Here is a 3,115-nt window from a genome sequence, read left to right as displayed (position 1 = left end):
GCCCCGCACCCTGTTCCCGGGTGCGGGGCCGCCGCCGTCAGTGGCTCGCCCTGAAGGGCAGTTCCAGCTCGGCCCAGACCACCTTGCCGTCCCTGGTCAGCCGGCTGCCCCAGCGCTGGGCGAGCTCGCTGACCAGGAACATGCCGCGCCCTCCCTCGTCCTGCTCGGCGAAGGGGCGCAGCTGCGGGGTTTGGCCGCCGGCGTCGGAGACCTCGACGGTGAGCACGCGGTCGCGGAACAGCCGCAGCCTCCGCGGGGCGTCGGCGTGCAGGAGGGCGTTCGTGACGAGCTCGCTGACCAGCAGTTCGGCGTAGTCGGCGAGCGGGGTCAGGCCCCAGCGTTCCAGGGTCGCGCGGGTGAAGCGGCGGGCCTTGCCGGGCAGGCGGCCGCCGCCGGTGAGCGGGAGGGTGGCGATCCGGTCGGCGGGCAGCGGCAGCACCCGGGCCATGATCATCGCGATGTCGTCGTCGGTGCCGTCTGTGACGAGGGCGCCGAGCACGGCGTCGCAGGTCTGCTCCAGGGTGCGGCCGGGCTCGGCGAGGGTGCGGGCGAGCAGATCGATGCCCTTGTCGATGTCCTGGCCCCGGCGCTCGACCAGGCCGTCGGTGTAGAGGGCGACCATGCCGCCCTCCGGGAGGGTGAACTCGATCGACTCGAAGGCCACGCCGCCGACGCCGAGCGGCACGCCGGGCGGGAGGTCGACCCGGCGGGCGAGCCCGTCGGGGCCGACCCACACCGGCGGCAGGTGGCCGGCCGAGGCCACCTGGACGGTGCGCTCCAGCGGGTCGTAGACCGCGCAGATGCAGGTGGCGAACTGGCCCTCGCCGATTCCGTGCGCGGTCTCGTCCAGTCGGGTGAGGACCTGCTCGGGCGGCATGTCGAGGGTGGCGAGGGTGCGGGCGACGGTGCGCAGCTGGCCCATCGTGGCGGCGGCCCGGATGCCGTGGCCCATCACGTCGCCGACCACCAGGGCCACCCGGCCGCAGGACAGCGGCACGACGTCGAACCAGTCGCCGCCGACCTCGCTGACGACGCTGCTGGGCAGATAGCGGTAGGCGATCTCCAGGCCGAGGGTGCGGTGGATCTCCTGCGGCAGGAGGCTGCGCTGGAGGGTGAGCGCCGTCTCGCGCTCGCGCCGGTAGAGCCGGGCGTTGTCGAGCGCGAGGGCGGTGCGGGCGACGAGCTCCTCGGCGAGGGCGACGTCCGCGTCGGTGAACGGCTCGGGGTTGCGCATCCGGATGAACTCGGAGCCTCCGAGGACCATGCCGCGGGCCGAGATCGGCACCATCAGGTACGAGTGGATGCCCGCCGCGATGCCGGGGGCGACGCGCTCCTCGCTGGCGACCAGGCCGCGCAGGACCTCCTCGTCCACGTGGGCGCGCAGCAGCGGCTTCCCGCTGCGCAGGCACTGGGTGTAGCTGCGGTGGGGGGCGTACTCGGAGGTCTCGCCGACGGCGTCCACGGCGTGCGTGAGGCCGGACTCGTAGGACTCGCCGACGGCGACGGCCCGCAGCTTGATCGGGCGGTCGGCGGGGATCGCGGTGGGCTCGGCACCGCGCAGCACCGGTTCCAGGAGGTCGACGGTGGCGAAGTCGGCGAACCGGGGGACGACGGCCTCGATCAGCTCCTCGGCGGTGCGCTGGAGGTCGAGGGTGGTGCCGATCCGGGCGGTGGCCTCGGCGATGGTGGCGAGACGTTCCTGCGCGCGGGAGGCGCGGGCCTCGGCCTGGAAGCGCTCGGTGACGTCGATGATCGAGGAGGCGACGCCGAAGACCCGGCCGGTGGAGTCCTCCAGGCGGAAGTAGGAGGCGGACCACGCGTGGTCGCGCCTCGGGTCCCCGGGGACGCGGCCGTGCGAGCGGGCGTCCACGACGGGCTTGCCGGTCCTGAGCACCTGTCTCATGGTCTGCTCGATCTCGGCGGTGTTGATGCCGGGCAGGACGGCGGATATCCGGCGGCCGAGGTGGGCGGCGGCCGGGACGCCGTTCATCCGGGCGAGCGCCTCGTTGATCCGCACGTAGCGCAGCTGGGTGTCGTACACGGCCATGCCGATCGGCGAGCGGCCGAAGATGCCGTCGAGGACGGCGAGGTCGGCCTCGATCTCGTGGATGGCGCCGGTGTCGGAGGCGGTGGCGAGCAGGAGGAGGGTGCCGCCCGGGCCGGCGATCGGGTAGGTGCGGAACTCCAGCTCGACCCGGTGGCCGTCGCGGTGGCGCACCGGGAAGACGAAGGAGGTGCCGGTGCCGTCCATGATCCGCTGGAAGATCGCGAGGACCTCGCCGCGGTCGCGTTCGTCGGTGAGCAGCCGGGCGGCGTAGCTGCCGACGGCCTCGTCGGCGGTGTAGCCGAGCAGGGCCTCGGCGTCCTCGCTCCAGTGCAGGATGAGGCCGTCGCCCTGGACCAGGACGGTGGCGAGCGGGACCAGTCGGTGGCCCTCGGGACGTGCGGGGGCGGCACCCGGTGCGGGGCCGGCGGCGTCGGTCGCGTCCCACTCGTGTCCGTGCATGATCAGGCAGCACCCCGGTTCGGCTCGTGCCCGGCCGGGTGGGCCTCGCGGTCGGTGCCGGCCGGGATTCTTCTCCAGACTGCACGGACATCGGCCGCCCGGCGACCCCTTGGAGGGGGGCCGTTCCGGTCGCTCCTGTCGTACGGGCGTCATGGGCGTACCGGGCGCAGCGTACTCTCCAGAAGGCCCGCCCACTGCCGGATCACTCCGGATCGTCGGGCGCTGTCGTCGGTGAGCAGGTTGGCCAGGCCGAGGCCGCGGGCGAGGTCCAGGGTGGCCTGCACCGATTCGCGCACGCCGGGGCGGGTCTCGTCGGCGTCCAGGAACTCGACGGCGGCCCGGTGGGCCTCGCGGCCGACGTGGCCCTCCAGGGCGATGATCCGCTCGCGCAGCGGTTCCTCGGTGGCGGCGGCCGTCCACAGGTGCAGGGCGGCGCGGAACAGCGGGCCGGTGTAGAGGCGCACGATCATGTCGACGACGGCCCCGGTGCGGTCGGGGCCGGGGGGGGGGGGGGGGGGGGGCCGGGGCGGCGCGGGGGGGGGCCCGCGCGGCCGCCGGCGGGGCGCGCGCGCTCCGCGCCCGCCCCGGCAGCCGACGCCGAGCGCGGGG

General features: G+C 74.9%; 1 protein-coding gene and 1 pseudogene. Both read right to left on the bottom strand.

The window, feature by feature from the left end; genetic code table 11:
* Positions 1–37: 37 nt before the first annotated feature.
* A complete protein-coding gene (locus ACFV4G_RS22205) occupies positions 38–2,506 on the bottom strand; it encodes a SpoIIE family protein phosphatase (RefSeq protein WP_380442979.1) in 2,469 nt (822 codons plus the stop codon).
* A 149-nt stretch (positions 2,507–2,655) separates the two neighbouring features.
* Positions 2,656–3,115, bottom strand: a pseudogene (locus tag ACFV4G_RS22200) (hypothetical protein); the annotation flags it as partial.

The sequence above is a fragment of the Kitasatospora sp. NPDC059747 genome, from assembly GCF_042732955.1.
GTDB lineage: Bacteria > Actinomycetota > Actinomycetes > Streptomycetales > Streptomycetaceae > Kitasatospora.
Note: the sequence above shows the minus strand (reverse complement) of the source record. Positions and strands in the feature narration are given on the sequence as shown.